The sequence below is a fragment of the Archangium primigenium genome (assembly GCF_016904885.1).
Lineage (GTDB): Bacteria > Myxococcota > Myxococcia > Myxococcales > Myxococcaceae > Cystobacter > Cystobacter primigenius.
On the sequence record NZ_JADWYI010000001.1, the window covers coordinates 8729918 to 8751429 of the forward strand.

17 protein-coding genes are annotated in these 21512 nt (G+C 72.9%); 10 read left to right on the plus strand and 7 right to left on the minus strand.

The window, feature by feature from the left end:
* Positions 1-2 precede the first annotated feature (2 nt).
* On the minus strand, positions 3-803 hold the full coding sequence (locus tag I3V78_RS35815; protein ID WP_204495007.1) for a pilus assembly FimT family protein: 801 nt from the start codon (positions 801-803) through the stop codon (positions 3-5).
* Between the two features lie 260 nt (positions 804-1063).
* On the opposite strand from I3V78_RS35815, the gene I3V78_RS35820 reads away from it, so the two are divergent.
* The 6 genes from I3V78_RS35820 to I3V78_RS35845 all read left to right on the plus strand — a co-directional run bounded on the left by I3V78_RS35820 (position 1064) and on the right by I3V78_RS35845 (position 6399).
* The gene (locus tag I3V78_RS35820) at positions 1064-1933 is read left to right on the plus strand and encodes a 50S ribosomal protein L11 methyltransferase (RefSeq protein WP_204495009.1); all 870 of its coding nucleotides are present in this window, start codon (positions 1064-1066) and stop codon (positions 1931-1933) included.
* A 9-nt stretch (positions 1934-1942) separates the two neighbouring features.
* Entirely contained in the window at positions 1943-2431 is a 489-nt protein-coding gene (locus I3V78_RS35825; RefSeq protein ID WP_204495011.1) for an Mpo1 family 2-hydroxy fatty acid dioxygenase, read from the plus strand.
* Between the two features lie 296 nt (positions 2432-2727).
* Complete coding sequence (locus tag I3V78_RS35830; RefSeq protein WP_239576903.1) at positions 2728-3942, plus strand: endonuclease/exonuclease/phosphatase family protein; 1215 nt, start codon at positions 2728-2730, stop codon at positions 3940-3942.
* 72 nt (positions 3943-4014) lie between these two features.
* Complete coding sequence (locus I3V78_RS35835) at positions 4015-4749, plus strand: 16S rRNA (uracil(1498)-N(3))-methyltransferase (protein WP_204495014.1); 735 nt, start codon at positions 4015-4017, stop codon at positions 4747-4749.
* Positions 4750-4843: 94 nt separating this feature from the next.
* The gene (locus tag I3V78_RS35840; protein ID WP_204495017.1) at positions 4844-5107 is read left to right on the plus strand and encodes a hypothetical protein; all 264 of its coding nucleotides are present in this window, start codon (positions 4844-4846) and stop codon (positions 5105-5107) included.
* A 113-nt stretch (positions 5108-5220) separates the two neighbouring features.
* On the plus strand, positions 5221-6399 hold the full coding sequence (locus I3V78_RS35845; protein ID WP_239576905.1) for an RDD family protein: 1179 nt from the start codon (positions 5221-5223) through the stop codon (positions 6397-6399).
* Here I3V78_RS35845 and I3V78_RS35850 read toward each other — a convergent pair.
* Complete coding sequence (locus tag I3V78_RS35850) at positions 6396-9734, minus strand: PAS domain-containing protein (RefSeq protein ID WP_204495019.1); 3339 nt, start codon at positions 9732-9734, stop codon at positions 6396-6398. The two genes, I3V78_RS35845 and I3V78_RS35850, sit on opposite strands and share 4 nt — an antisense overlap.
* 185 nt (positions 9735-9919) lie before the next feature.
* On the opposite strand from I3V78_RS35850, the gene I3V78_RS35855 reads away from it, so the two are divergent.
* From I3V78_RS35855 to rsgA, 4 genes are all read left to right on the plus strand, one after another.
* Complete coding sequence (locus I3V78_RS35855) at positions 9920-12577, plus strand: GspE/PulE/PilB domain-containing protein (RefSeq protein ID WP_204495021.1); 2658 nt, start codon at positions 9920-9922, stop codon at positions 12575-12577.
* Between the two features lie 22 nt (positions 12578-12599).
* Positions 12600-14108 (plus strand): sensor histidine kinase, encoded by a 1509-nt coding sequence (locus tag I3V78_RS35860; RefSeq protein WP_204495023.1) that lies wholly within the window; start codon positions 12600-12602, stop codon positions 14106-14108.
* Positions 14109-14218: 110 nt separating this feature from the next.
* Positions 14219-15625 (plus strand): sigma-54-dependent transcriptional regulator, encoded by a 1407-nt coding sequence (locus I3V78_RS35865; protein WP_204495025.1) that lies wholly within the window; start codon positions 14219-14221, stop codon positions 15623-15625.
* Between the two features lie 39 nt (positions 15626-15664).
* Entirely contained in the window at positions 15665-16717 is a 1053-nt protein-coding gene (rsgA, locus tag I3V78_RS35870; protein ID WP_204495027.1) for a ribosome small subunit-dependent GTPase A, read from the plus strand.
* A gap of 15 nt (positions 16718-16732) precedes the next feature.
* Here rsgA and I3V78_RS35875 read toward each other — a convergent pair whose 3' ends face one another.
* The 5 genes from I3V78_RS35875 to I3V78_RS35895 all read right to left on the minus strand — a co-directional run bounded on the left by I3V78_RS35875 (position 16733) and on the right by I3V78_RS35895 (position 21405).
* Positions 16733-18127, minus strand: coding sequence for a WS/DGAT/MGAT family O-acyltransferase (locus I3V78_RS35875; RefSeq protein WP_204495029.1), 1395 nt, complete (start codon positions 18125-18127; stop codon positions 16733-16735).
* 6 nt (positions 18128-18133) lie between these two features.
* Entirely contained in the window at positions 18134-18985 is an 852-nt protein-coding gene (locus I3V78_RS35880) for a hypothetical protein (protein WP_239576907.1), read from the minus strand.
* A 75-nt stretch (positions 18986-19060) separates the two neighbouring features.
* Positions 19061-20047 carry a methyltransferase domain-containing protein gene (locus tag I3V78_RS35885; protein WP_239576909.1) on the minus strand — a complete coding sequence of 329 codons (987 nt, stop codon included), beginning with the start codon at positions 20045-20047 and terminating at the stop codon, positions 19061-19063.
* Positions 20048-20178: 131 nt separating this feature from the next.
* Positions 20179-20670, minus strand: coding sequence for a hypothetical protein (locus I3V78_RS35890; protein ID WP_204495031.1), 492 nt, complete (start codon positions 20668-20670; stop codon positions 20179-20181).
* Positions 20671-20850: 180 nt separating this feature from the next.
* Complete coding sequence (locus tag I3V78_RS35895) at positions 20851-21405, minus strand: VUT family protein (protein WP_204495032.1); 555 nt, start codon at positions 21403-21405, stop codon at positions 20851-20853.
* Positions 21406-21512 lie beyond the last annotated feature (107 nt).

The following is a 21512-nucleotide window of genomic DNA, read 5'->3' on the forward strand; positions in this document are numbered from 1 at the left end:
ATTCACCTCGAGGAGTTGGCCGAGAAGGTCCGCACGAGACCCGTGTTGGTCATGACGATGGCCTGGGCGCTGTCCGTGCCACCCGAGCCCGTGGCCCGCAGGGTGAGCGAGGCCGAGCCCGCCTTGGACGCCACGCCCTTGGCGTTGGCGAAGGTCACCGAGCCGTCCGGCTCGAACAGGATGACGCCGCGCAGGGGATTGGCGGGCGTGCCGTCGCCGGAGCAGAAGGTGCACGCCACGTCGTTGGGCACCGAGCAGAACGGCGGCGGAAAGGTATAGGACACGCCCGAGGCCGCGGTGGACGGCCCCTTGGCCAGACCGATGCGGTCGATGAGCGCGTCCGAGCAGCCCTTGTGCTTCACCCGGCCCACCGCGTCGGCGAAGCCCATGTCCAGCACGCGCACCGTGGCGTTGAAGTTGCCGGAGTCGAAGACCGTGTACTCCGCGCCCGAGGGCGCCGGCGCCTCGGGCACCAGGTCCTTGAGCGACCTCCAGTCCGAGTGGGTCTCCAGCGTCTTGGTGATGCTGGACCACGGGTCCACCACCACCCAGTAGCGGATGGGCTCGCCCAGGCTGGGACCATCCGCGTTGAGAATCACCGCCACGCGCTGGTTGCGGCCATAGGCGTGCGAGCGCGCGCTGGAGATGACGGCGGCGAACTCGAGTGCCCCGCCCGTCAGGCGCGTGCGCTGGGGCAGCACCTCCAGCGCGGCATACGAGAGCGCGGCGAGCACCGCGATGATGCCCACCACGGTGGCCATCTCGACAATGGTGAAGCCGGAGTTGCGACGGGTTCGCTTCATAGGGGAGTTCATCACGAGGTGCCCCGGGGACGGCACACTCCAACCCGAATCAGGGTCGGACACAAAAACACTGGACTTCGACGCACTCTTACTGGTCTCCGAGGCTCCAGCTTACCGTAAATTCCTGACGCGAATATCGCATCGTCCGCCTGCTCACTGTAGGACCTGGGAGGTGACGCGGCCCGGTTCGGAAATTTCTTCCCCGGCTGCAGCCATCCCGGCATCTTCCCGGGAGCGCGGAGAGCTAGGAGAAGAGCGACATGACGGGCACGTATCAAACCCTCACGGTGGACCTGTCGGAGGGCGAGTCGGAAGCGGCGCAGGACCTACTGCACGAGTCGGGAATCCTGGGACTGGAGGTGCGGGACCGCGAGGCCCCCGTCATGCCCGGAGTGCGGGCCCCCGTGGCCGGCGCGGCCATCCTGGTGGCCTACTTCGAGGACGCGGCCACGGCCCAGGAGGCCCGCGAGGCCCTGGCCGAGGCCTTCCCCTCGGCGCGGCTGACGCTGGCCGAGGAAGCGCAGCAGGACTGGAGCAACGCCTGGAAGGCGCACATCAAGTCCGTGCAGGTGGGCCGGCTCTGGGTGGGCCCGCCCTGGGACGTGCCCAACGCACCCGCGGATCGGGTGCGCCTGGTCATCGAGCCGAAGATGGCCTTTGGCACCGGCGACCACCCCACCACCTCGCTGTGCCTGGGTGCGGTGGACGCCTACATGGCGGACCATCCAGGCGCGAGCGTGCTGGACGTGGGCACGGGCACGGGGGTGCTGGGCATCGCCGCGAAGAAGCTGGGGGCCGGGCGGGTGGTGGGCACGGACAACGATCCGGTGTCGGTGGAGCTGGCACGGGAGAACGCCGAGGTGAATGCGACTCCGGAGGTGGAGTTCTCCGGCAAGTCGCTGGACGCCGTTCAGGGTCCTTTCGACCTGGTGGTGGCCAACATCCTCGCCAACACGCTCATCGAGCTGGCGCCGCTCATCACCGCGCACGTCAAGGACCGGCTGCTGCTCGCCGGGGTGCTCGCCCACCAGAAGGCGGACGTGGAGGCGGCGTACGTGAAGCTCGGGCTGGTGCCGGAGCCGGGCGCGCAGCAGGGCGAATGGGTGCGCCTGGACTTCCACCGGGGTTAGACTCCGCGCATGCTGACACCACACACGCGGGCACTCTTCGACGAGTACGTCTCCTCCCATCAGCATCCCACCAACCGGCTCACCCATAAAATCGCCATTCCCGTCATCGTCCTGCACGCCGTGGCCATGCTGGACTGGGTGAGGCTCGTGGAGGTGCCGGCCCTGCCCGGAGGCGTGCTCACGCTCGCGATGGTGGCCTGGGTGTTCTCCACCGCGTGGTACCTGCGCGCGGACCCGAAGCTCGGCGCGCTGGTGTCCGCCTTCATGCTGCTGTGCATCCCGCTCGGTCGGCTGCTGCCCGTCTGGGCGGTCATCGCCCTGGCGGTGGGGGGCTGGCTCATTCAGCTCGCCGGGCACGCCGTGTGGGAAAAGAAGTCGCCTTCCCTCTTCACCAACCTGGTGCACGCCCTGGTGGGGCCGCTGTTCTTCGTGGCCCTGCTCTCGGGGGCTTACGCGCTGCCCGAGCGGCCCGTGGGCACGCCCCAGACGGTCCCCTAGCGCGCCCTGGAGGGCTCGCTCCGCCGCCCCCTCCCCTGCCACGGGGAGGGCTGGCCGGGTTGGCGAGAGGCACCGCGCGTCCGAGATTGTGGGAAGGCACTCATTTCCACCGCGCAGGAGCCCACGATGGCAGGCATGTCCAGCACGTCCCCGCTCCCCCTCCTCCCGGGTCCGGATGTCTCCGGCCGGGAAGGCGTCCCCTTGGTACGGGTGGACGCGCGACGGTGAAGCACTGGTAACAGGCCACACGCAGCTCCAGCCGAGGACCCATGCCAGGACAGGCCCTTTCTCGACTCTTGGATCGCCTCCCCTTCGGGCGGGGCATCATCGAAGGCGTGCCCGTCGCGCCGCCCACGCACCTGCCCCGCCGCGAGGCCCTCCGGGTCTACCAGGGCTTCGACGACCTGCCGCCGGCCACCGGGCCGCGACTGCTGGGCGACGGCGTGACGATGCTCGTGCACCACCCCCATCCCCGCCCCGTGCGGCAGGGGCCCCTGCGGGTGATGACGTACAACATCCTCCTGGGCGGCGAGCGCCGGGCGCTGCTGGAGGCCTACTTCGCCGCGCTCGAGGAGACGGGGCGGATGCCGGACATCATCGCCCTCCAGGAGGCGTGCCAGCCCACCGCCGTGGAGCTCGCGCGCGACTATGGCTTCCACCTGGCCTACCAGGGGCGCGACATCGACGGGCCGGTGGTCAACGGCAAGGCCATCCTCAGCCGCTACCCCCTGCTGGAGGCGGTGCACTTCACCTACGACTTCCCCACGGAAGCGCGCGTGGCCGCCGCCACGCGCCAGGGCTTCATGGGCGAGCTGGACGAGGACCGCGGCGCCATCTTCGCGCTCATCGACGTGTGCGGCCGCCCGGTGGCCCTCTACAACGTGCACCACTCGCTGGGTGACAGCGGCATCAACGCCGGCCAGCTCTGGCAGCTCCAGGCGCTCGTGCACGCCCGAGAAGGCGTGCCCTCCATCGCCCTGGGCGACTTCAACGCCAACATCAACGTCAAGCAGCACTACTCGCTCTTGCCCAACCCGCTGCGCAAGCACGAGCCCACCGAGACGGTGCTCGATTACGAGTCGCGCTACGGCGACGTGCACCCGAGCGTGGGCGACTGGGGCGTGGGCAACATCGCCGACGTGCGCGTGCGCCGCGCCCTCCACGCGCTCGAGCACGAGCTGCCCGACCCCCTGCGCCGGGCGCGGGCGTTGCGCGTGCGCATGCCGGACGGCTCGCACATGAGCCCGGACGAGGCGCGTGAAATCCTCGTGAAGGGCACCCACCCGAAGAACTCGGCCATGTGGATGCGCCTGCAGGACGTGGCGGACATGTCCACCCTCAACTCGCTGCCCGACGGCGCGGGCGTCGTGCCCGCCACCGGCAAGCGCTTCGACACGTTCTTCGCCTCGCGCGAGCTCGAGCCCCTGCTGCTCGAGGTGGACCACTCCACGGACGCCTCGGACCACCTGCCGTGCATCGCCGATTTCGAGCTGCGCGACCTGCGGCACTGAATCCAGTCCTGGTGGAGGGCGCGGCTTCCTGGTGAAGTCGCGCCTTCCCCTCGTCAAAGGCCCGCTCCCGCCGTGATCCGACTCCTCGTGCCGCTCCCCGAGCACGCGCCCTCCGAGGTGACCCTCTCGGGCGACCGGCGCCACTACTTGCTGCACGTGCTGCGCCTGGCCGAGGGCGACGCGCTCGAGGTCTTCGATGGCGCGGGCCGGGCCTTCGACGCGCGCGTGGCGGCCGTGGAGCCGGAGACGGTGCGCCTGACGCTCGGCGAGGCGCGGAGCACGCCGGCCGCGCGCGCGGTGCACATCCTCCAGGGCCTTCCCAAGGGCGACAAGCTGGAGTGGGTGCTGCAGAAGGGCACCGAGCTGGGCGCCGCCGCCTTCCACCCCGTGGCCACCGCGCGCAGCGTGGTGAAGCTCGACCCCAAGCGCGCCGAGGACCGCACCTCGCGGTGGATGAAGATCGTCGAAGAGGCGGCGCGGCAGTGCCGCCGCAACGACGTGCCGCTCGTGCACCCGCCCCGCCCGCTCGTCGAGGCCGCCCGGGCGCTCGCGCCGGGCACGCTGCTGCTCGTGCTCGACGAGGAGGAGTCCGCGGCGCCCCTGGGCGAGCTCTTCCGCGCGAGCGCTCCCGGGACGCCCGTGGCCCTCGTCATCGGCCCCGAGGGCGGACTGGCCCGCGAGGAGGTGAGCGCGCTCCAGGCGCTGGGCGCCCGGCCCGTCACGCTCGGCCGCCGCATCCTCCGCACGGAGACCGCGGCCCTCGCCGCGCTCACCGTCATGGCCCATCTGGACGGGGAGCTCGGTTAGGGGCCGGGAAGACGGGCCCTCACCCGCCCCCGTCTGTCCGACCCACGCCACGTCCCTAGGTTTGGAGCGAACCCCTCCGAAGGGAGCCGTCTCCATGGCCATGTTCGTCTACGCCTTCATTGGACTCGTCGTGGGCGCCCTCGCCTTCGTGGCGATGCCGTCGGAAACCAAGGTGCGCCTGTTCTCCAGCGGGCTGCTCGGGCTGCTGGGCGGAATCGTGGGCGGACTGTTCGGCTCTTCCATCTCCCCCCCGAGCGTCTCGACCCTGAGCCCCCTGGGTGTCGTGCTGGCCGTCGTCGGCTCGCTCGCGGTGTCGGTGGCCATGCACCTGGCGGCCCGCCGGCGCTACGCCGCCTGAGCGGACGAAGGCCCTCGGCGAGCGGGGGTCCTCGGGTCGACGGCCGTTTTCTTGCCCCGGGCACGGGGAGGGCGTTTCATGGTGCTACAGCCTTCTTCAGCCTGGAGGAACCGTTGTCCAAGTGCCTGAAGTGCGGAGCCTCGCTGCCGCCCGTGGGGGAGTGCCCCGCCTGCGCCGCCGCCGCGCTCCCACCCGCCAGCCGGGCCGTGCCCGCCATGTTGGATAAGGACATCCACATCGACCGCCGACGCGCGCAGCGGGAGGAGGACCCCGCCACGCTGCCCTCGGAGCCCGCCCTGCCCCCGGGGATGATCGCCCGGCCCGCCACGCCGCCCGGCATGGCGCCCGCGCAGCGGCCCACCGCCGCGCCTCCGCCCACCGTGCGCAACGTGGCCCCCGTGGTCGCCGCGCCGAGGCCGCCTCCGGCCGCCGCGCCCCAGGCCCTCGCCGCTCCGCCGACGCCCCACTCGCCCATGCCGCCCACCGCGGTCGCTCGGCCCGGGGTCTCCGCGCCGGCTCCCCGTGCCGCTCCGCCGCCCGCCGCCGCGCGTCCCCCCGGCACGCCGGGACTGCCCGTCATGCCGCCGCGTCCCGCTCCGGCTCCCGTCGCGCCGCCTGTCGCCGCGTCGGAGGCCGAGGACGCGTCCTTCTCCGTCGACGTCGACGAGGAAGCACCCGAGACCCTGCCCGTGAACACCGCCGCGCCCGTGCGACCCGTGCCCGCCCCGGTTCCCGTCGCGGCCCCGGCCCCCGTGCCCATCGCGGCCCCCGCGCCCGCCCGCGCGAAGCCCGTGGCACCGCCCATGCCCGCCGCCGCGGGTGAGGTTCATGCACGCCCGGCCTCGCTCTGGCGCCGCCTGCTGGCCTTCAGCATCGACACGGGCGCCATCGCGGGCATCGTCGCGCTCTACCTGCTGCTCGCCTCGTCGGTGGCGGGCGTGCACAAGGCCCAGACGAACCTCACCGGGCTCGATGCGTTCCTCGTCCAGGTCCGCGCGCTCCAGGCCGTGCTCATTCCCGGCGCCGCGCTGCTCGTCGTGCTCTCGCTCGTGTACTGCGCCGTGGCGGCCTTCCTCTGGAATGGCCGGACCCTGGGCCGGTGGGTGCTGGGCCTCAAGCTCGTGGACACCCGGGGCATGGCCCCGGCGCCGGGCCGGGCCATCGTCCGCGCCCTGCTCGCGTGTGTGTCCTTCGGCTTCTTCCTCGCCGGCTTCTGGATGGCCCTCTTCGACCGGCGAGGCCAGACGCTGCACGACAAGCTGACGTCCACCTACGTGGTGCGGCCGAGCTAGAGCGAGGCGGCCACCTGCTCCAGGGCCTTCTGCAGTTGGAGCAGGGCGTAGGGCTTGGGCAGGAGGACGGCGCCCATGCGCAGCGCATCCTCCGGGGGCAGCGCCGCGCTGGCATGTCCCGAGGCGATGAGCACCCGCAGCCCCGGCCGGAGCCGGACCGCGTCCCGCGCGAGCTCCACGCCAGAGCGGCCCGGCAGGGTCACGTCCGTGAAGAGCAGCTCGAAGGCGTCCACCGCCAGCACCTCGCTGGCCTCCTCGGCGCTGGCCACCGCCACCACGTCATGGCCGAGCAGGCCCAGCAGCTCGTAGGCCGAGGAGCGGATGTCCTCGTCGTCCTCCACCAGCAGCACCCGCAGGCGCCGCGTCTTGTCCGGCGCGCGTCGGGACTCGGGTGGGGTGGGCACGCGCGCGGCGCGCTTCTGGTCGCGCTGGTCGAGCAGCTGCCGCACCTTGCGCGCCAGATCCTCGCTCCGGTAGGGCTTGCTCAGCAGGTGGACGCCCGGGTCCAACCGGCCCCCGTGCACGATGGCGTCCTCGGTGTAGCCGGAGGTGAAGAGCACCTCCAGGTCCGGCAACAAGGCCTGGGCCTGACGGGCGAGCTCCGGGCTGCGCACCGGGCCGGGCATCACCACGTCGGTGAAGAGCAGGTCCACCGGATCGCCGCGCGTCAGCAGTGACAGGGCGCTCTGGCCGTCCACGGCCTTGAGCACGCGGTAGCCCAGGTCCGAGAGGATGTCCACGGTGGTGGCGCGCACCGCCATGTCGTCCTCCACCACGAGGATGGTCTCGGAGCCGCCTTCCACCGGACCCGAGAGCACCTCGGGCTGGACGGCCTGCTCCTGCTCGGTGCGCGGCAGGTACAGCTTGAAGGTGGTGCCGCGTCCCAGCTCGCTGCGCAGCTCCACGTGGCCGCCGCTCTGCTTGACGAAGCCGTACACCATGCTCAGGCCCAGGCCCGTGCCCCGGCCCTCGGGCTTGGTGGTGAAGAAGGGCTCGAAGGCGCGCTCCATCACCTCCGGGGACATGCCACTGCCCGTGTCCGTCACGGACAGCATCACGTAGGCGCCCGGGGCCACCTCCGGGTGCAGCCGCACGTACTCCTCCCCCAGCACGACGTTGTCCGCCATCAGCGTGAGCGTGCCGCTGCCCGCCATCGCGTCGCGCGCGTTGATGGCCAGGTTGAGCAGGACGTTCTCCATCTGGTTGGGGTCGATGAACGTGTTCCACAGCCCCCCGGCGATGATGGCCTCCACCCGCACGTCCTCGCCGAGCGAGCGGCGCAGCAGATCATCCATGCCGCGCACCAGGCCACCCAGGTCCAGCACCAGGGGCCGCAGGGGCTGGCGCCGGGCGAAGGCGAGCAACTGGGAGGCGAGCTTGGCGCCCCGGTTCACCGAGCCGATGGCGTTGTTCACGCGGCGCTGGGCGCGCTCGTTGCTCGCCACGTCGCGCTGGAGCAGCTGGAGGTTGCCGGAGATGACCTGGAGCAGGTTGTTGAAGTCGTGCGCCACGCCGCCGGTCAGCTTGCCCACCGCCTCCATCTTCTGGGACTGGCGCAGCTCCTCCTCCACGCGGCGCTGCTCCGTCACGTCCCGGCCCACGCCGTAGACCAGGCCCTCCTCGGGCACCAGCACCGCCGTCCAGGACAGGTGCCGCACCGAGCCGTTCTTGTGCTTGAGCGGCGTCTCGAAGCGCCGCGTGGCGTCCGCCGCGGTGAGCCGGGCCAGCTCCGCCCGCATGGCCGCGTGGCCCTCGGCCTCCAGCCAGTCCAGGGTCCCCCTCACCAGCTCGTCCTCGCGCCAGCCCAGCACCGCGCTCCACGCGGGGTTCACGCTGAGCAGCCGCCCGCCGGTGTCCATCACCCCCAGGAGTTCCTGGGAGATCTTCCACACGCGGTCCCGCTCGCGCGTGCGCTGGGCCACCCGCAGCTCCAGGTCCTCGTTGGCCCGGCGCAGCTCCGCCAGCACCCGGAAGCGCTCGCTCGTCGCCCAGACCCGATCGGCGATGTTGCGCAGGAAGTCGATCTCGTCCTCGCTCCAGTCGCGCACGCGCGTGTCGTGCAGCAGCAGCACCGCCACGAGCCGCCCGTGCTCCATCAGGGGCACGTTGAGCAGCGAGCGGACCCCGAGCGCCACGAAGTTGGCCGCGTGGGGCGCCGTGCGCGGATCCTTCTCCACGTCGGGGATGACCACCGTCTCCCCGCGCTTGAGGTCCTCCAGGTGCACGCCGTAGTCATCGAAGGAGTGCCGGCCCGCCACGCTGAGCACGTCGGGACGCGCCACCCAGTCGCGCTGGACCTCGATGACCCGGCGCGGGCTGTCGATGGTCCCGTAGGCCGCCCGGATGCAGCCCATCAGCGGGCCCACCACGTCCATGGCCGTGCTGGCGATGGCGAAGGTCGTCTCCAGGTCGCGCAGCCGGTCGCCCACCTCCACGAGCGCCGCCAGCCGCAGCTCGCCTTCCTTGCGATCGTGGATGTCGATCAACACGCCGGGAAAGCGCCGCGGCTGCCCCTCGGCGGACAGCTCGCAGTGGCCACTGGCCTCGATCCACCGGTAGCCCCACTGGGCGTGCAGCACGCGGTACTCGGCGCGGTAGGGGCTGCCCAGCCGCACCGTCTTGGCGATCATCGCCTCGACCCGGGGGCGGTCGTCCGGGTGGATGGCGCGCACGAACGCCTCGAGCGGCAGGCCCCGCGCCGCCTCCTGGACGTCGAGCCCCAGCGCCTGGGCGAAGCGCGCGTCCGCGATGAGCTGGTCCTCCGGGATGTTCCACACCCAGGTGCCCATCACCACGTCCGAGTTGAGCGCGAGCTGCATGCGCTCGTTGGCATCCCGCAGCGCGTCCTCGATGCGCCGGCGCTCGGTGATGTCCTGCACGACGCCGATGAGCCGCACCGGCCGCCCCTGCTCGTCCCGGACATACTCGGCCCGGCGGGAGATCCAGCGCGGGGCCCCGGTGCGCGCATGGCGGATGCGGAACTCGGTGCTCAAGCCGCGCTGCGGCCGCGACCGGCGCTCCAGCGGGGACTCGGAGGGGTCGTCCGCGAGCAGGAGGGCCTCGATCCGCTCGGCGGGAAGGACCTCCACCGGGTCGAGTCCGAACAGCTCGCAGTACGCCGGCGTGACGGTCATCAACCCGGTCGCCAGCTCCAGCGAGAACACCCCGATGCCCCCCGCCCCCTGGGCCAGACGCAGCAAGCGGGCCGGCTCGAGTGGCGAGGGCGCGGAGGCCAGGGCCTGGCCCTCGGCGTCGAGCCCCGCCTGCTGCAACAGCCCCCGCAGACGGGAGATCTCGGCCTCCAGGGCCACTTGAATGTCGGACGGGGCGGTCATGGAAAGGAGCCGCCCGGACTGTCGCCGCGCGCCGCCCGCCGGGCAATGGGAAAGGAGGCCCGACGACGGGTTGTGTCCGGACCCGGGCGGAAGTGCCCGAAGGGGGGCCGGGCGGACGGCGGCGAAGGATTCATTGCGCGGATTCATTGTGCCCGCCTGCCACGGCCTTAAGATGCCTCGCCCCCATGCCTGCCCATCTCGCCCAGACCCTGATCACGCAGGGCCTCCTTCCCCAGGACAAGGCCGAGGAAGCCTTGCGCCATCAGGCGGCTCAAGGGGGTGCCCTCGACACGGCCCTGCTCGAGCGGCGCATGCTCACCGAGCCCCAGGTGCTGCACGCACTCGGGGAGGCATCGGGACTGCGGCCGGTGAACCTGGCCGACTTCGAGCCCAACGCGGACGTCGCCTCCTTCATCCCCCCGAAGATCGCCGACCGGCTGTGCGTGGTGCCCCTGTCGCTCGATGGCACCACCCTGCACGTGGCCTGCGGCTACCCGGTGCCTCGCAAGGAGCTGGAGGAAGTGGGCTTCCTGCTCGGCAAGCCCCTGGAGCTGTGGGTGGCCACCGAGGTGCGGGTGCGCGAGTGGATCTCCGTCATCTACCGGCTGCCGCTCTCGCCGCGCCAGAGCGCGGTGCTCGCCCTGCTCGATCCCGAGCGCATGGGCGCCGGGGCCCCGCCGCCCCCTTCCGCGCCAGCACCTGTCGCGCCCGCACCGTCCGCCCCCGCACCTTCCGCGCCGCCTCCCGCGCCCCGGCCGCCGCCGCCGCCGCAACCCGAGGAGTCCACCCTCACCGTGGAGATGGTGGAGCGGCTCGCGCGCAACGTGGCCGCCGAGCCCGTGTCGCTCGAGCGCACGGCCAAGCCCGCGGCCCCCCCGGCCCCCGCGGCCCCGCCCCCCCCGCGTCCGGCGCCCGCCGCGCGCCCGCCCGCCCCCACCGCCGCGCGCCCGCCCGCCCCCGCGGCCCCGCCCGCCGCGCCGCCTCCCGCGTCCGCGCCCGCCCGTGAGCCCCTGCGGCTGAACATGGCCGAGCCCGCGCCGCGGCCCCCGCCCCCGGCCCAGCCTCCGCCGCCCGCTCAGCCTCCGCCCCCGGCCCAGCCGCCGCAGGCCCGGCCCGCGCCCCAGGCGCCCGCGCCCGTGGCCCCCCGGCCCCCTCCGCCCGCGCCCGCGCCGCCTCCGGCCCCGGTGGCCGCCGCGCCCGTGGCGCCCCCACCCGCGCCCCCGCGCCCCGCGCCCGCGCCGGTCGAGGCCCGCGCGCCGGAGGCCGAGGCCCCCCGGGCCGCGAGCGATGACGTGCCCGACTGGACGCTCGTGCAGGCCCGGGCCGCCCTCAAGGACGCCACGCGCGAGCGGGATCGGCTCATCGACACGGCCCTGCGCTTTGGCCGCCGCACCTTCGACTACGTGGCCGCCTTCGCGGTGATGCGCGGCGCGGCGGTGGGCTGGGACGCGCGAGGCGAGGGGCTCCCGGCGGAGTCGCTCGCGCAGGTGTCCATCCCGCTCGACGCCAGCAGTGTCTTTCGCACCGTGGCCGTCACCCGGGGCAGCTACGCGGGCCCCGTGCCCCCCGACAGCCTCACCCGGCACTACCTGGAGCTGTTCGGCCGTCAGCCGCCGCGCACCCTCTTCCTCTACCCGGTGGAGGTGCGCGGCCGGCTCGTGGCGGTGCTCTACGGCGACTGCGGCCAGAAGCCCATCAGCCAGCGGCGACTGTCCGACTACCTCCTCTTCTGCCAGGAGCTGCCCGCCGCCTTCCAGGAGCTGCTGCTCTTTCGCAAACAGCGCCAGGCGCCGCAGCGCGGCAGCGGCATGAGCTTCGACGTGGACGTGGACGTGGAGCTGGACGAGCCCGCCGCTCCCGCCCCGCAGCCGTCGCTCGCCGCGGGCCTGGGCTGGAGCCCCTTCGCCACCCGCTCCTCGGGCGCGATGGGCCGCGCCGCCTCGCTCGCGCCCCTGGTCATGTCCCAGGAGGAGCGCCCGCCCCCGGACTTCGGCCCCCTCATCAAGCGCCTCACCGGCCCGGACGCCAACCAGCGCGCGAGCGCCATGGCGGAGCTGGCACGCTCGCCCGAGGCCAGCGCCCGGGTGCTCGTCACGCACTTTCCCGGCCCTTCCGCCTGGAGCCGGCTGCCCGTGCTGGAGCTGCCCGAGGCGGACGAGCTCGGCCCCATCGCCGGCGCCCTGTCGCGGCTCGGTCGGCCCGCGGCCCAGGCCCTGGCGCCGCTGTTGGACTCGCCCGACTCGGACACGCGCTACTTCGCCCTGCTCACCGCGGGCAACCTGCCCTACGTGGAGCTGGTGGACGGCATCCTGCGCGGCCTCTTCGACGCCGAGCCGGACCTGTCCAGCGCCGCGCGCGCCGCCGCCGCCGCGCTCAAGCACCTGCCTCGCCTGGACGCGGCACGTCGGGAGCTGCGCCAGGAGCTCCAGCACCGCGATCCGCTGCGCCGCTCGCTCGCCGCGCGCGCCCTGGGCACGCTGCACGATCGCGAGTCCATCGAGAGCCTCATCCCGCTCACGGGCACGAGCGATCCCCTGTGCGCCCAGGCCGCCGCGGATGCGCTGCGCGAGCTGACGCGGGTGTCGCTGGGGCTGGACGCCCGGGCCTGGATGACCTGGTGGGCGGACAACCGCGCGCGCCGCCGCGCGGACTGGCTCGTGACGGCGCTGCGGCACCCGGAGCTCGACGTGCGCCTGACCTCCATCGAGGAGCTGAGCCGGGCCCTCAACGACACACTCGGCTACTACGCCGACGCACCCGAGCCCGAGCGCGAGGCGGCCGTGCGCCGCTGGGAAGCCGTGGCGGCGGACCCCGGGCGCTCGCGCCGACTGACCCTGCTCTAGGCCGCGAGGGAGACGCTCCGTCATGACGACCCAGGCGTGGCTGAGCCTCGGGGCCTGTGCGGGCCTGCTGGCGCTGGCCGTGCTGGCCCTGGTGCGCGTGGGCCGCAGCCCCCTGGCGCTCCCGCTCGCGGTGCTCTGCATCACCCTGTCCACGTGGAACTTCGCCGACTTCGCCCTGGTGCGCTCGGGCGGCGCGGGCTGGCGGCTCATCGCCACGATGTCGACGATGATGAGCGCCCCGCCCCTGCTGCACTTCCTGCTGTCGTTCGTGGGCGAGCGGCGCCGACTGTCCGGGGTGATGTACGCCACGTATGGGCTGTTCGGCGCCCTGTCGCTCGTGGCGCTCGGGGGGCTGGGCGCCGAGCGCGTGGCGGCGAGCGTCACCTCGCGGGGCTTCACCTGGGTGCTGGTGGGCCTGTTCCTGCCCGTGCTGGGCACGGCGTTCTGGCTGCTCGGGCGGCACCTGCGCCGCGAGCCGCGCGCCATCGAGCGCATGCGCACGCGGCTCTTGCTCACGGGCCTGGCGCTGCTGGTGGTGCTCTTCGGCACGGACGTGGCGGCGGAGCTGGGTGGCAACGTGCCGCGCCTGGGGGGCCTGGGCACGCTGCTCGGCCTGCCCGCCATCGCGGTGGTGGCGCTGCGCTTGCGGCTCTTCGGCCAGGAGCTGACCAACGTCCACGCCGCGTACGCGCTGCTCCTGTCGCTCATCGGGGTCCTGTCCTACCTGGGCGTGTTCCGCGCCTTCGCCGAGCGGCGGGGCGCGCTCGTGGTGGGCACGGTCGCCATCACGCTCGCGCTGCTGGGCATCACCCGCCGGGGCGTGTCCGCCTTCGTGGCCCAGCGCGAGCGGCTCACGCAGATGGCCACCCTGGGGCGCTTCTCCGCGCAGATGGCGCATGACCTGAAGAACCCCATCGCCGCGCTCAAGGGCGCCACCCAGTACCTCCAGGAGGAGCACGCCCGGGGCCAGCCGTGGGACGACAAGGGCGAGTTCCTCGACCTGCTGCTCGAGCAGGTGGAGCGGTTGGATCGGGTGGTGGACACCTACCAGCGGCTCGGGCGGGTGGAGCCCCTGATGCAGCCGGTGGACCTGAACCAACTGGCCACGAGCGTGCTGTCGCTGCAAGGCCTCACGGGAAGGCCCGGGGTGGAGCTGCGCCAGGAGCTGGCGCCGGGGGCGCTGCCCTGCGCGGGAGACTGGGATCTGCTGGTCAACGCGGTGGAGAACCTGGTGCGCAACGCCCTGGAGGCCATGCCGAATGGAGGCACGCTCACCGTGCGCACGCGGCGGGAGGTGCGCAGCGTGGTGCTCGGCGTGGAGGACACGGGCGAGGGCATGAACGCGCGCACCCGCGAGCGGGCATTCGACGACTTCTACACCACCAAGGCCACGGGCAGCGGGCTGGGACTGGCCTTCGTGCGGCGGGTAGTGGAGTCCCATGGCGGCCGGGTGAAACTCACGAGCCACGAGGGACGCGGCACCACGGTGACCTTGCGGCTGCCCGTCTCCGGTCCCGGCCCGGAGCGGTAGTCCCCCGTCCCCATGAGGCCCGCTCGGCCGTCCCCCGAGCGGCCCTGGCGCTGACGCCCCGGGTCCGGCCGGAGTAGGATGGGCGACCCGTTCCAGGAGACGAGAGCACCTTGGCCGAGCCGTTGAAGGGCAGTGTGTTGTTGGTGGATGACGACCCGGCCGTGGCCAAGGTGCTCGGCGCGCTGCTGGGACAAGCGGGCCTGTCGGTGCACACGGCCTCCCGGGGAGACGAGGCGCTCGCCCTGCTGGGCCGCAAGCCCATCGACGTGGTGGTGAGTGACGTGCGCATGCCCGGCATGAGCGGCCTGGAGCTGCTCGCCGAGGTGGGCCGCTCCTGGCCCGACCTGCCCGTCATCCTCCTGACCGCCCATGGCACCGTGCCCCTGGCCGTGGAGGCCATGAAGGCGGGCGCGACGGACTTCGCCCTCAAGCCCTTCGATCGCGAGGAGATCCTCTTCAGCATCCGCAAGGCGCTCCTGCGCGCCCAGCAGCCCGAGGCCTCCCGCCCCCCCGTGGGCAAGGACGCCGGGAGCTTCGTGGGCCGCAGCTCCGCCATGTCCAGCGTCCAGGCCCTGCTCGCGCGCGCGGCGGCGGGCACGGCCACGGTGCTCTTGCGCGGCGAGTCCGGCACGGGCAAGGAGCTGGCCGCCAAGGCCGTGCACGACGCGAGCCCCCGCCACGCCGGCCCCTTCGTGAAGCTGCACTGCGCGGCCCTGCCCGACACGCTCTTGGAGAGCGAGCTGTTCGGCTACGAGAAGGGCGCCTTCACTGGCGCGGCCACGCGCAAGCCCGGCCGCGTGGAGCTGGCCCACGGCGGCACGCTCTTCCTCGACGAGATCGGCGACATCACCCCCCAGGTGCAGGTGAAGCTCTTGCGCCTGCTGCAGGAGCGCGAGTTCGAGCGGCTCGGCGGCACGCAGACGCTCAAGGTGGACGTGCGCTTCGTGGCGGCCACGCACCGGGACCTGGAGACGCTGGTGCGCGAGGGCACCTTCCGCGAGGATCTCTTCTACCGGCTCAACGTGGTGCCGGTGTGGCTGCCGCCCCTGCGCGCCCGGCCCGAGGACATCGAGCCGCTCGCGCGCCACTTCCTCGACGTGCACGCGCGCGCCAATGGCCGGCCCGCCTTCACCCTCACGCCGGAGGGCCTGGCCACCCTGTGCGCCCAGCCCTGGCCCGGCAACGTGCGCCAGTTGCAGAACTTCATCGAGCGGCTGGTGGTGCTCTCCGACGGGCCCCTGCTCACCGGCGACGAGGTGCGGCGCGAGCTCGAGCGGCAGCCGGGCATCATCCCCCTGCTGCCCGCCCCCGCCCTCACCCCGGTGCCGGGCGGCCCGACGGCGGCCCCGGGCGCGAGCGAGGGACGCACCCTGGAGTCCCAGCGCAAGGAGACGGAGCGCCAGGCCCTGGTGGACGCGCTCAAGAGCGCCGGGGACAACCGCACCCTGGCCGCGCGACTGCTCGGCATCAGCCGCCGGACCCTGTACAACAAGCTGGAGGAGTACGGGCTCGTCTAGGGCCCTCCCCGTCGCATGGAGATTCAATGAGCCCTCGGCATGGATGAGCGGGTGTTGGAGAAGTGGGGCTGGGGCGCGCCGTTTCGCGAGGCGTGGCGCGTCCAGGCGGGTCCGGGCGAGCAGCCCGCGCGCATCACCGCGGACTATGGCGTCGAGTACCTGCTCGGCACGACGGACGGAGAGCTGCGCGCCACCATCCCCGGCAAGCTGCGCATGGCCATCCGCAAGGGCGACTCGGCCCGGCCCGTGGTGGGCGACTGGGTGTCCTTCGAGCCGCGCGCCCAGGAAGGCACCACCGTCATCCAGTCCGTGCTCCCCCGGCGCACCCAGCTCACGCGCAAGGCCGCGGGCCGCACCGCCGAGGAGCAGGTGGTCGCCGCCAACCTGGACGGCGTCTTCCTCGTGTCCGCGCTCACCAAGGATCTCAACCCGCGGCGGCTCGAGCGCTACCTCACGGTGGCGTGGGACAGCGGCGCCCGGCCCGTGGTGCTGCTCACCAAGTCGGACTTGAGCGAGGACGCGCCGCGCGAGCGCGAGCGCATCGCCGCGCTCGCCCAGGACGTGCCCGTGCACACCGTGAGCGCCGTGACGGGCGAGGGCCTGGACGCGCTCGCGCCCTACCTCGGCCCGGGCCAGACGGTGGCGCTCATCGGCTCGTCCGGCGTGGGCAAGTCCACGCTCATCAACCGGCTGCTCGGCAGTGCCCGCCAGGAAGTGCGCGAGGTGAGCGAGGACGACAAGGGCCGGCACACCACCACGCACCGCGAGCTGTTCATCCTGCCCGGCGGCGGCCTCGTCATCGACACGCCCGGCATGCGCGAGCTGGGCGTGATGGAGAACGAGGAGGGCCTGCGCGCGACGTTCACGGACATCGAGGCCCTGGCCACGGGCTGCCGCTTCAGTGACTGCCGGCACGAGCGCGAGCCGGGCTGCGCCGTGCGCGAGGCGGTGCGCATGGGCACCCTGCCCGCCGAGCGGCTGGAGGCCTTCCACAAGCTGAACCAGGAAGTGGCGCGCCCCGAGCACGACGCGCCCCTGCGCACCCGCGGGCGCCAGGAGAAGGCCCCTCCCCCGCGCAAGCGCGGCCGGTAGCCCGCGCCCGGCGGCTCAGGAGTCGGCGGGGGCGTGCGCGTCACGCACCGCCTGGGCCAGCGCCTCGAGCTCCGCCTCGAAGTCCGCGATGAACGCCTCCGGCTCGGGCACGAGCCCCGCGTCCGCCGCCACGCCCAGCGTCATGTGGCCCGCGTAGCTGAAGAGGCTCAGGCCCAGGCCCAGCCGCCCCGCCATGGGCACCCAGAAGGCCATGCCCGACAACCGCGCGCCCGCGAGGTACACGGGCCGCTTGGGGCCAGGCACGTGGGTGAGCACGAGCGAGGACTTGCGTCGCATGACGTCCACCGCCGCGCGCTCCACCGCCGCGGGCGCCAGGCCCGCCGCGCTCAGCAGGCCGAACACCAGGGCCGCCTCCGGCGAGCGCTTGAGCGCGTCCATGCGCCGCTTGAGCTCCCACAGCCGCGCCACGGCGTCCTCCTCGCCCACCGGCAAGGGCAGGAACACCATGCCGAAGCGGTTGCCGAGCGTGCGCGGCAGGGGCTCGTGGAGCGAGCGCAGGTTCACCGGCACCACGGCCCTCAAATCCTGGGTGGGCACGCCGCGCGCGCGCATGTAGCGGCGCAGGGCGCCCGCCACCACCGCCATCAGCACGTCGTTGGCCGTGCTGCCCGTGCCATGGCCAATCTCGCGCACCTGCTCCAGGGGCACCGGCCGGGACCATGCCACGCGCTTGGCTCGGCCGAGCCGCCCCGTGAAGGGCGAGGGGGGATCCCTCGGCAGCGTCAGCAGCCGGCTGACGGCCGACGCCCCGCGCGCGCCCTCCACCGCCAGGTCCATGAGCTGGATGGGCTCGGCCCACAGCTCCCCGCCCCGCTTCCAGGCGGCCTGGGTGGAGTCGGCCACCTTGAGCGCGCCGCGCCACAGCCGGCCCCACGTCCCCGGCCCGGGCGTGGGCTCCTCGAAGTCCGGAGGCCGCCGGGCCCCGTCCGCGCTCGCGTCCGTCAGGGACATGAGCACCCGCCCGAGCGCGATGCCGTCCGCGATGGCGTGGTGCACCCGCACGAGCAGCGCGCTGCCCGAGGCATACCCGTCGAACAGGTGCAGCTCCCACAGCGGGCGCGCGGGGTCGAGCGGCGTGCTCATGGACTCGCCCACCCGGGGCGCCAGGGCCTCCGGGCCGCCCGGGGCCTCCAGCCGCGTGCGCCGCAGATGGGCCTCGAGCGCGAAGTCCGGCACGTCCTCCCAGCGCGGCGCGCTCCACACGCCCCCGGGCACCACCCGCTGGCGGAAGCGCGGATGAGGCTCCACGAGCCGCTCGCGCACCCGTTGCACCAGACGCGCCCACTCCAGGGGCGTGTCGAACCAGAGCACCGCGGTGATGACCATGAGACTCGTGGGCTCCTCCATCTGGAGCCACGCCGCGTCCACGGGGTTCATCCGCTCGGACATACGGGGCTACTCGTCTTTCTTCAGCGGCTGACGGCGGAACTGGAAGGTCTGCTTGGACTTCGTCTGGGCCGTGAGCCCGAGCGTGTCGCCGTCCAGCTCGTAGGTGTAGGCGGGGCGCTGGGACGAGCCCTTGGACAGGGCGATGACGCGCGGCTTGCCGCAGATGGTGCCCACCGCTTGTCCGGACGTCGTGCGCAGTTCCACCGTGTCCTTCTTCTCGTTCACCTGGAGCGTGCCCCAGGAGCGGACCTCCAGGCTGTTGCCCTTGCCCAGCGTGGCGCTCTCCAGCCGGGTGCGCAACAGGAAGCAGCCATTGGGCGACACCACCAGCGCGCGGTCGAAGTCGGCGCGCGGCTTGACGTCCCGCTGGTCCTCGTTGACGACGACCTTGGACTTCTCCTCGGGCCGCACGCTCGCGGCCTCCAGGGACCAGTCCCCCACCATCTTCTTGGGGACCTTGCTCGAGGCCACCGAGCCGTCCTCGCACGGGTCGGGCGTCTCCTTCACGGGGCTGGGCGGCGCGGGCTCGAAGGAGCGGCCGCACTGGGTGTCACACGCCCGGGCCACGCACGCGGAGTCGTCCGCGCCGCAGCCGCTCGCGTCGGCGCAGCCCGCCAGCTTGTCCAGCGCCTCCTGGCACCCCTTGGCGAGGCATGCGTCCACGCACGCCACGTCGATGCAGCGCGCCACGCAGGCCCAGTTGGCCGAGCCACAGCGGCCCGCCATCTCGCGGGGGGTGCCGGCCCCCTGGGTCACCGCGGGCGCCTGGGCCCCGGCGGACGTGGACACGAGCAGCAGGAAGGCGACGAATCGGGGAGCGGTCAGGGGACGTACCTCGCGAGGGAGTTCCCCCGCCATGTGGTGACGTCCCGCCGCGCTGGCAACACGTCCCCCCCGAGGAGCGTCACGTAGCGGGCACTCGCGCCCACGGACTCAGGCGACGTTCCATCGCCAGGTGGTGATGTCCGCCAGGTCCGGCAGGGACAGCTCCACGCGCAGCGTGTCCCGGCGCGTGAACTCCCGACAATCCGTGCGCAGCAACATCACCGGCGCGCACGCGCGGGGCCGCTCGGGGACGGTGTCATAGGAGAGCGTGGCGTCGAAGTGGGCCCGGTAGAAGAGGCACAGGCCGTCCATGCGGCCCGCGCGCTCGACGGAGCGCTCCAGCGACAGGCGCTTGGGCAGCGCGCCGGCCTTGAGCGTCTCCAGGTCCAGCGTGAAGGCGGGCTGGGCCTCGCACAACGAGCGCTCCACGTCCTGCGGCCGGATGAGGCGGGTGAAGTACGCCGGATCCAACGTGTCCCGCAGGATCTGCAGGCAGCTGAAGTCCACGTCCGGCAGGCGCTGGTCCCAGATGAAGGGCACCCGCGCCTCCTCGCGCAGTTGCACCGGCTCGAAGAAGATGTCGAAGCGGTTGGGCAGGATGCGGCCCCCCGGCGCGAGCAGCCGATCCCGCGCGTCCAGCAGCTTCGGAATCAGCCCCGTGTCGAAGATGCCATCACCCACCTGCTCGTGTAGCAACACGTCCACCCGCTCGGAGGGCTGAAAGCGGGAGATGTCCGCGCGGACGAATTCAATGTCCGTGAAGCCGTTGCGGCATGCCACCCATTGCGCCGTGTCCAGGTTGCGCGACGCATCCACCGCGTACAGCTTACCCGGCTGGCACCGCGCCGCGAGCATGGCGCGCAAGCCATTGCCCGTGCCCACGTCCACCACCGTCTGCTCCGGGCCCACGTAGCGCTCGATGGCGCGCCGGAACGCCGTCACCCGCTCGGTGTCCACCACGGGTGCGTCTCGCGGAGTGGGGCTCGCCAGCTCGGGGACGTCCGCCAGGAGGCCGCGCAACGGGTTCCTCGGCAGATGCCTCAACCGCGCTTGCACGTCACCCCAGGTCTGCCTGCGCAGACTCATCAGATTCATCAGCATGTGTCTTCCCCCCAACCGGCGCGACGCACCGGTGCTCCGAGTCCTTGAACCCAGAAGAGCCCAAAGTACCTGGATTGCGAGGAAATAGGAAGTGCCAGGAATTGACTCCGCGTCCGGGGCCCGGCTCAGACGTGGTTGTGCAAGCGCAGGTGGGGAGGCCGTCCGCCCGGCGCACCGCCCTCGTCTCCGGCATAGCCGCGCATGCGCAGGTGCAGCTCCAACTCCGGGCGCGTGCGGAAGATGCTCCAGGGGGCCTGGGCCATGGTCGCCACCGTGTAGGCCATCATCCGGGGGATGGGCGCGGGAATGGCACACACCACCTCCATGCGGCCGCCCAGCTCCCGGTCCAGCTCCTTGAAGGCGTTGGCGAAACCGATGCGCGCGTTCACCATCTCCGCGCCCTCGAGCACGAAGCAGAAGGTGCCCGAGTGGTGCGCGCGCACGAACTGACGGATGCGCTCGCAGAGCGCCTTGCCGTTGAGTTCATCCCCATGCGTGGGCAGGGAAATCCACACCACGCACGTCGCCAGGGGCGACGAGGGGAGATGATTGGACGCCGGACGCACGGGGGGAATCCGATCCTGCGCGCGGACTTCTGACGGGCTCAGCGGGGGCATGCTCACCGCACTCTAATGCATGCCGCGCACGTCCCTTCGCATCCTCCGACTTCAGGAGCGTCGGCGGTGAACATGACGCATCACCGGCGGAAAGATGCGCCCGCGATGGCGGGGGATTTTCCGTTTCTCCTCGGAGAGAGCGACCTGGCGGCCGAGCGCGCGTCCGCGTGTCCGTGGAGCTCAAGCCAGCTGGATGCCCAGGCGCTCATCGCGTCGGCGCAGCCAGGCGATGAACGGCAGGGACAGGCCCACCATCCACGCCTTGCCCACCACCTGCCCCGCGAGGAAGTCCAACCCCCCAAAGGCCAGTTGCAGGAACAGCACGCTGTCCACCACGAGGCCCACCAGGCTGCTGGCGAGCACCGCCAGCACCAGGCCGCGCTTCTGCAGCGGGGTGTAGACGGCGAAGTCGGCCAGCTCCGACACGGCGAAGGCGCCGCCCGAGGCGAGCACCAGCGCCGGCGGGGCGAGCAGCGCCGACAGGAGCGCGCCCGCGAGGATGGCCAGCAAGGTCCAGCCCTTGCCCAGGCGGCGCTGCACGAGGTCGCGCAGCACGAAGGCCAGCCCCACGATGAGCACGCCGCTGGGCGCCATCAGGCCGGGCCCCACGGGCAGCAGGCAGGGCCCCATGTCCGAGCACGCGAGGCCCACGTGGCCCAGCATCCAGTTGGAGAGAGGAATCGAGGCGCCAAAGCCCGCCAGGTAGACAAATCCCTCGGTTCTGCGTGAATCCATCGCGACGGCTCCAACCCACCGGCGCGCGTCGCGCCGCCGGGGGCGCGGGGGCATAGCACGTTTCCCCGGGGCTGTCAGAATGGCCCCGGGGCGAATCTCCCCGTGCC

Coding starts and splice junctions, on each gene's coding strand:
- I3V78_RS35855 (WP_204495021.1), top strand. CDS start 9,920: ATGCCTGCCCATCTCGCCCAGACCCTGATCACGCAGGGCCTCCTTCCC.
- I3V78_RS35815 (WP_204495007.1), bottom strand. CDS start 803: ATGAAGCGAACCCGTCGCAACTCCGGCTTCACCATTGTCGAGATGGCC.
- I3V78_RS35825 (WP_204495011.1), top strand. CDS start 1,943: ATGCTGACACCACACACGCGGGCACTCTTCGACGAGTACGTCTCCTCC.
- I3V78_RS35885 (WP_239576909.1), bottom strand. CDS start 20,047: ATGAATCTGATGAGTCTGCGCAGGCAGACCTGGGGTGACGTGCAAGCG.
- rsgA (WP_204495027.1), top strand. CDS start 15,665: ATGGATGAGCGGGTGTTGGAGAAGTGGGGCTGGGGCGCGCCGTTTCGC.
- I3V78_RS35840 (WP_204495017.1), top strand. CDS start 4,844: ATGGCCATGTTCGTCTACGCCTTCATTGGACTCGTCGTGGGCGCCCTC.
- I3V78_RS35890 (WP_204495031.1), bottom strand. CDS start 20,670: ATGCCCCCGCTGAGCCCGTCAGAAGTCCGCGCGCAGGATCGGATTCCC.
- I3V78_RS35820 (WP_204495009.1), top strand. CDS start 1,064: ATGACGGGCACGTATCAAACCCTCACGGTGGACCTGTCGGAGGGCGAG.
- I3V78_RS35860 (WP_204495023.1), top strand. CDS start 12,600: ATGACGACCCAGGCGTGGCTGAGCCTCGGGGCCTGTGCGGGCCTGCTG.
- I3V78_RS35850 (WP_204495019.1), bottom strand. CDS start 9,734: ATGACCGCCCCGTCCGACATTCAAGTGGCCCTGGAGGCCGAGATCTCC.
- I3V78_RS35895 (WP_204495032.1), bottom strand. CDS start 21,405: ATGGATTCACGCAGAACCGAGGGATTTGTCTACCTGGCGGGCTTTGGC.
- I3V78_RS35880 (WP_239576907.1), bottom strand. CDS start 18,985: ATGGCGGGGGAACTCCCTCGCGAGGTACGTCCCCTGACCGCTCCCCGA.
- I3V78_RS35875 (WP_204495029.1), bottom strand. CDS start 18,127: ATGTCCGAGCGGATGAACCCCGTGGACGCGGCGTGGCTCCAGATGGAG.